At 28.9% G+C, this 6,503-nt stretch carries 6 protein-coding genes and 1 pseudogene; 3 read left to right on the plus strand and 4 right to left on the minus strand.

Annotated features, from left to right (window positions below; translation table 11 throughout):
* Positions 1–233 precede the first annotated feature (233 nt).
* Both CLTEP_RS13045 and CLTEP_RS13050 read left to right on the plus strand, forming a co-directional pair.
* Entirely contained in the window at positions 234–1,100 is an 867-nt protein-coding gene (locus CLTEP_RS13045) for a helix-turn-helix transcriptional regulator (RefSeq protein WP_066827400.1), read from the plus strand.
* Positions 1,101–1,395: 295 nt separating this feature from the next.
* A pseudogene (locus CLTEP_RS13050) lies at positions 1,396–2,901 on the plus strand (Tn3 family transposase); the annotation flags it as partial.
* A 169-nt stretch (positions 2,902–3,070) separates the two neighbouring features.
* Here the strand turns inward: CLTEP_RS13050 and CLTEP_RS13055 are convergent.
* Both CLTEP_RS13055 and CLTEP_RS13060 read right to left on the minus strand, forming a co-directional pair.
* Positions 3,071–3,808, minus strand: a complete 738-nt coding sequence (locus CLTEP_RS13055) for a GNAT family N-acetyltransferase (RefSeq protein ID WP_066827402.1) — start codon at positions 3,806–3,808, stop codon at positions 3,071–3,073.
* A gap of 165 nt (positions 3,809–3,973) precedes the next feature.
* Positions 3,974–4,516, minus strand: coding sequence for a DUF4250 family protein (locus tag CLTEP_RS13060; RefSeq protein ID WP_066827404.1), 543 nt, complete (start codon positions 4,514–4,516; stop codon positions 3,974–3,976).
* Positions 4,517–4,933: 417 nt separating this feature from the next.
* Between CLTEP_RS13060 and CLTEP_RS14970 the strand changes: the two genes are divergently transcribed.
* Complete coding sequence (locus tag CLTEP_RS14970; RefSeq protein ID WP_066827406.1) at positions 4,934–5,182, plus strand: hypothetical protein; 249 nt, start codon at positions 4,934–4,936, stop codon at positions 5,180–5,182.
* A gap of 48 nt (positions 5,183–5,230) precedes the next feature.
* Here the strand turns inward: CLTEP_RS14970 and CLTEP_RS13070 are convergent, their stop codons facing one another.
* Both CLTEP_RS13070 and CLTEP_RS13080 read right to left on the minus strand, forming a co-directional pair.
* Complete coding sequence (locus CLTEP_RS13070; RefSeq protein WP_066827408.1) at positions 5,231–5,542, minus strand: hypothetical protein; 312 nt, start codon at positions 5,540–5,542, stop codon at positions 5,231–5,233.
* A 632-nt stretch (positions 5,543–6,174) separates the two neighbouring features.
* Positions 6,175–6,503 (minus strand): transposase (locus CLTEP_RS13080; RefSeq protein ID WP_153016344.1); only part of this gene is annotated, 329 nt, incomplete at its 5' end.

Raw genomic sequence — 6,503 nt, forward strand, 5'->3', positions numbered from 1 at the left:
ATTGCCTAAGTACACCTAGTAGGAAAGGCTTAGGTGATTAAAATATTTTGAGGAATGGGTAACTCCCATAATCTTGTAGGACTCTATTGGGATAATTGAACAATAGTGGCAAGACGAGATTTAGCAACGCTATCCTAGTGGTTGAATCCTGTGATACTACCATCTTATTAGTCCTATAAGGTGAAAAATTTAGACAGGTAATATTGTCTAAATTTTAGAAATCAGGTGTTATAATGGATAATATTCAAACTGCTATCGATTATATAGAGTCACATTTATTTGATGATATTACAGTAGAACACATCGCAAAAGCTAGTGCTCTACCACTTTCTACATTGTATAGGCGTTTTTCAATTTATACGGGTATGTCAGTAATGTCTTATCTTTGCTTAAGGCGTATGGCAAAGGGATTAGTTTGGCTTGGAAGTGGTCAAAAGACGATTTTAGAAACAGCTATATCTCTTGGATATGATTCACAAGAGGCTTTTACACGCTCTTTTAAAAAACATTTTGGCGTATCGCCAGGAGTTTTTATAAAAAGTGGCGCTGTGTATCCGGTTGCATCGCGTAAGTTGTTACTTGATGACTTTATTCATCGTTCAGCTCATGAAGCTCGCTTAGAGGGTCCTATTGGTCCTATGGATGTGGAAGTTTTTAAAATATATAAGCCTGCACATATTTGGGTGGCTTTAGTAGATCGAACTCTTAGTGAAAATTTTTATGACAAATGTGAATCAGAAGGTTTAATGGATGTTGTAGATAATTTGCCAGGAAACATGAGAAATGGTGGAGGATATATGGTTGATTCACAAAGTCGTCCAGTGCTGTCTTTTTACGGTAAAGAACTTTCGATAGATTATGAAGGTGATTTACCTTCAATTTGTGAGAAATTTACATTTGAAGGTTCGGAATATGTTGTTTTTAGATGCCCACCTTATGCTCCACACTTACACGGCTCAGCTGTTGATGCGACTTATCGTGCAATGGCGCAGTTTGAACCTGAAAAATGTGGATATTGCTGGGGAAAATCTACTCTTCCAATTTATAACGACGATGACGAAAACGGTTTTATACTTATGCGTGCTATTACTCGATGTTAAATATAAAAATATTTTGATAACAGGTGAAAAAATGAAAAGCAAAAAAAGAATTTTGAAAAAAACAAAAAATCGTTCTAAATGTGAACTCAAATAAAGAGATGAATATTTTGAAAATGGTATTTTTGTATTTAATATTACAAAATTAATTAATTATATTGAAAATCATAAAGATGATTTTGAAATTGTTGAGATTGATGTTAAAGATTATCAAATGTATAATAGTTTTTGTAAGGTACCTGACCCCTTACAAAGATTGGAAGTGGAACGAACAATCTTTGTAGCTCAAAGGAGCTAAAAGTATTGTAATCCTGATGAAGATTTGCCAAAAGATTTTGATGAGGAAAAGGAGAATTATTATAATGCTTTAAAACAGCCAATGGATGGAGAAAATTTCGTAGAAGCTCTTAAAGAAAGTATGAAAAAGGCTTTGAACAAATTGAATGATAATATTCCTAAAAATGATAAGGTAACAATAAGCTCAAAGAAAAAAGGTTGGATTTCTATATCTCCAAGTGAACCGCAGCCTGAACCTCAAAATATCTTAAAACTAAAAAAAGAAATAAATCAAAATTGGCCAATGACAAGCTTACTGGATGTTTTAAAAGAAACAGACTTACAACTATCCTTAACAAATAACTTTAAAAGTCTTGGTAATAGAGAAATTATAGAACCTTCAATACTTCGTAAAAGGCTGATACTAGCACTTTATGCTTTAGGAACTAATACAGGACTTAAACGTGTTGCATTGAGTAATGGAAGCGAAAATTATTCTGATTTATTATACCTAAGAAAAAAGTTTATAACTAAAGATAACTTAAAAAATACAATAGCTCAGGTAGTTAATGCTATTTTAGAAATAAGAGATTTAAATATATGGGGCGATGGTACAACAACTTGTGCATCAGATTCTAAAAAATTTGGAGCATGGGATCAAAATTTAATGACTGAATGGCATATAAGATATCGTGGACGAGGAGTTATGATATACTGGCATGTTGAAAAGAATTCTACTTGTATTTATTCTCAACTTAAATCCTGCTCATACTTTGAAGTGGCTTCTATGATTGAAGGTTTATTAAAACATTGCACTGATATGAAAATAGAAGAAAACTATGTAGATACTCATGGACAAAGTGAAGTTGCATTTGCATTCTGTCATCTTTTAGGTTTTAACTTAATGCCTAGAATTAAAAGAATACACTCTCAAAAATTGTACAGGCCAGAAAGTAATAATCCTGATGCCTACAGCAATCTTCAGGATATTTTGACTAGACCTATAAAATGGGATTTGATAAAGCAACAGTATGACCAAATGATAAAATATGCTACTGCTCTAAGACTAGGTACTGCTGATATAGAATCTATTCTAAAAAGATTTACCAGAAATAATTTAAAACATCCTATTTATCAAGCTTTAGCTGAACTAGGTAAAGCAGTTAAAACAATATTTTTATGTAGCTATCTTGATTCTGAAGAAATGAGAATTAGAATACATGAGGGCTTAAATGTAGTAGAAAACTGGAATTCTGCCAACAGCTTTATATTCTATGGAAAGAATGGAGAAATTTCAACTAATAGGTTAGAGGATCAAGAAATATCTGTTTTAGCCCTCCACCTTCTGCAAAATTGTTTGGTTTATATAAATACACTTATTATTCAGCAAGTATTATCAAAAGACGAATGGAAAAATGCATTAACAAAAGAAGATCTCAGAGCTTTAACGCCATTAATTTATAATCATATCAATCCTTATGGCAATTTTGAATTGAATATGGATGAAAGAATACCTATTTTAAAATAAGGTAAATCTGTTATATTGCTAAAAGCAAGTTTACTTAAAAATAAACTTGCTTTTAGGGGAGTTTAATTCGTAAGTTAAGAAAGATACGACATAACTGAATCTAAATTTATATTACTTCAGCTCTACAAATTGGAATTTGTTGAACTTTATACTATTCTCATTATCTAATTTATAATTTCAAATTCTTAACAAAAATATTATAAGGAGAACTACCATTGAGTATATTACCATATGTATCAATCCAATATGGTACGTACCCACTGCGATTAGCAACCATCTGAGAACCGATATTAGTCACCGAAACAGAGTAAAATGGAACAATCCCCTGTTTAATTATTTCTACTGTTAAATTAGCGACTAATATTGTTGCAAGACCATTTTTGCGATATTCAGGTTTCACATCTACTCCTACTTCCCACAACTTTTCTGTTTCACTTTCTGCTCCTGCCAATCCAATAACTTCATTCCCTTTTTTAGCCAAGAATACAATATTTGTTGATGTATTACCATTACAATCAAAAGACAAAGAATTATCAAACTCACTAATACCTTTTAATTTATTAATATCATTCCCTTGCAATAGTTCATATGAATACTCATTAAGGAGTGGTAACCTTTGAAACTTTTTCACATCAGGTATATAATGTATTGTCTGTCCATATACAAATGGAAACTCAAATATCTCATCCCTACTTTTATCACTTAATGCTGATTTAACCTTTGAATGAATAGGCTCAGAAGTATTTATAATTACACATTCATTAAATGTCATAATTTTAATATATGGCGATTTACTTAAACTATTTACAGTAAAAGTAGTATTACTTTCTTCTAATACTGGTAAACTGCAAAAAAACTGTTCTGCTAAATATTCCTTAATTGTACTATCTACAAATGATTTTTCCATAAAATATAACCTCCAAAATTAAAATAATTAATCTCCTCTACAAATTACTATTTATTGAGTTGTTTTACATCTTTCATAAGTCGCATAAATTTACAATTACGAATTAATACGTAATTATTTATATCATTATTATACTAAATATAGAAAAATAATCAAAACGCAAGCTCACTTACATTTTAAGGAATTGAGTTTGCGGTTTATCGTAGCTACCCTAGTATTACCCCAATTTTCATACATTTTCAAAACATTTTCATACATCTTGAATGAGCGAGTAACAAGTTTACCCTTTAGTTCTTCAGGGATAGTGATTTCTAATAATTCAGCATCTTCTTTTTGCTTTTGTTCTCTATACCAAACCAACATTTCTGATATTTCTTTTAGCATTTCGTTTGTTATTGAAATATCGGTGTTATGCCTAATACTTGAATTACTTGTAATATTTGCATTATAAGTATTATTCGTATTATTTGAATTACTTATAGCATCAGAGTTGCAAATAATACCTTCATTGTGTTGCTCTGCTAATTCATATTTATTATGCTCTTTGTTGAATGTATATCCTGTCTTTTCAAATCTTTTTCTTAATGTGCTTCTAGCAATATCAATATCTTTGCATATTTGAGTCAATGAAGTACTTTGCTTAAGTTGTTTATTTACAAAATCAATTTGTTCTAGTTGATTTAACTTATCAAATTCGCTTCTCTTCATCACTCACACCCTTTCGTAATTACAAGTACTATTTGTGTTATATTATAAAACTTCGGTAAAAAATAAAAATCCCCTTTATTTAATAAACCGTTTAGCGGGATAAAAATAGTATAATTTGTAATTTCAAAAATAACCACTCAAAAACATTTTAGAATGGCTCAAAACATTTCAAGGTGTTTGGTCTATTTTTAATTTTAAACGTCATACATGAGACTATATGTGAAAATAGAGGTATTCTATTTTGAAGGTCATGTTGGATTTACACTTTATTCTTATAGAATACAAACCTGATGAATATGTTATCATTTTAGTTATTTTATGGTATAATGTACAAGTAATTAATATTTGAAGTGATACTTTTATATGTATACACTCAAATATTATATCAAGATATATAGAGAAAGGAATAAATAATAAGTGAATAATAAATATTTTAAAATTGTATCTATTATTGTATATAGCATTTTAATTACAACCTATATAGCACTAATATTAGGTTATATAGGTTGTAGATTAGCTTTTCCTATTATGTTTTTAGGAACTTGCATTTTATTAATTAAACAAGCAATTATTAATTATAGGAAAAATAAAAAAGGATTATCACTGTTAAGTACAATAGCAGCAATCTTTGCTATAATAACATCAATATTTTGGATATTAAAATAACTTTAATCATTTAAAATTGTTTTAGTTTTTTTCTTTAGTAAAATGAGTTTAATCAGTCAAAATCCATTCACCACTAGTAGTTCTAAGTCCAATAATTTTAGCTTGATAAGGAATGGTATTTCTGAATTTTTTCTCAGATTGTACTTCAACTTTAACTAGATTATATTGAGAATGTTTTTTTAGGTAGTCTTCTATATCCTCAAAATCACTTAAGGTACTATATATTAATACTTTATTATGAATAGTTTCCATAGTAAGATAATTTAAAAATTGACTTACACAACCAAGAGAAGTTCCATAAATTAGGTTATACCAAGTGGTTGCGTGACTTTGAGCATCAATAATACTTAATTTACCCATAAGATAATCTAGTGTGTTATTTAAACAACTAATAATATTTTGAATGTTTCTTTCATTTAATATAGTTTCTGAAATTAATATCTGTCCATGAGAATTTGATGAACTAGATATAGTATTTGAAAACAGAGTGGCATTTAAATCATTGTTTTTTTTATGACCCTATGGGTACAGAAGCAATAGTTATATTCATGTTTACAGTATTTAATTTATTACAATTATTCTTTTTTAGATGTTTAAGAAATTTTCAAGAAAAGGGATTACTGCAAATAGATATAATCGAAGATTTGTGGGATGAAATGCTTATTTATAAAAGTAAAAATGGATATTTTTTAGACACAACTTGATAAATTGTTAAAATTAAATATTGCCGAAAGGCACTGGAAATAACTTCGGTATATATTATGGGGGAAAGGGGGACTTATACTTTAAAAAACAGCCTAACGGCTTAAGTGATTCCAGTACTTCAATATATAGGAAAAATATATTTCCAGCAAAAATAAAATTTTTACTGGAAATTAGATGCGAAACTTCTGTGAAATAATGATTATTATTGTAAAATATAGAACATAATGCTATTATCTATAAATGTGCAAAAATGCTAGCAAATTTTTACAGTATATAATTATACTTTTCTATGCAACTTTTAATAGGCTACATATTTCTTGTTTAGTAAAACCTTCTTGTGATTTATCACAGATCCAAGAAATCAAGGCTTCTTTAGAATTATTTCTAGCAATTTTTAATCCTTCACTAAAGGAGGTATAATTATCACAGACACCAAAAATACAATATAAATATGCTAACTGAGTTATGATTAAATATCTTTTTATTGCTCTAGAACTTCTTATTTGATATTTATCAAGATTTAACTCCATTTTATTTTGACGAAAAAAAGTTTCTATTGTCCATCGACAATTATACCTTTGAAAAATTTCCTCATCACATAAACTGATATCTGTTG

The organism is Clostridium tepidiprofundi DSM 19306 (assembly GCF_001594005.1).
In the GTDB taxonomy this organism is placed as follows: Bacteria; Bacillota; Clostridia; order Clostridiales; family Clostridiaceae; genus Clostridium_AC; species Clostridium_AC tepidiprofundi.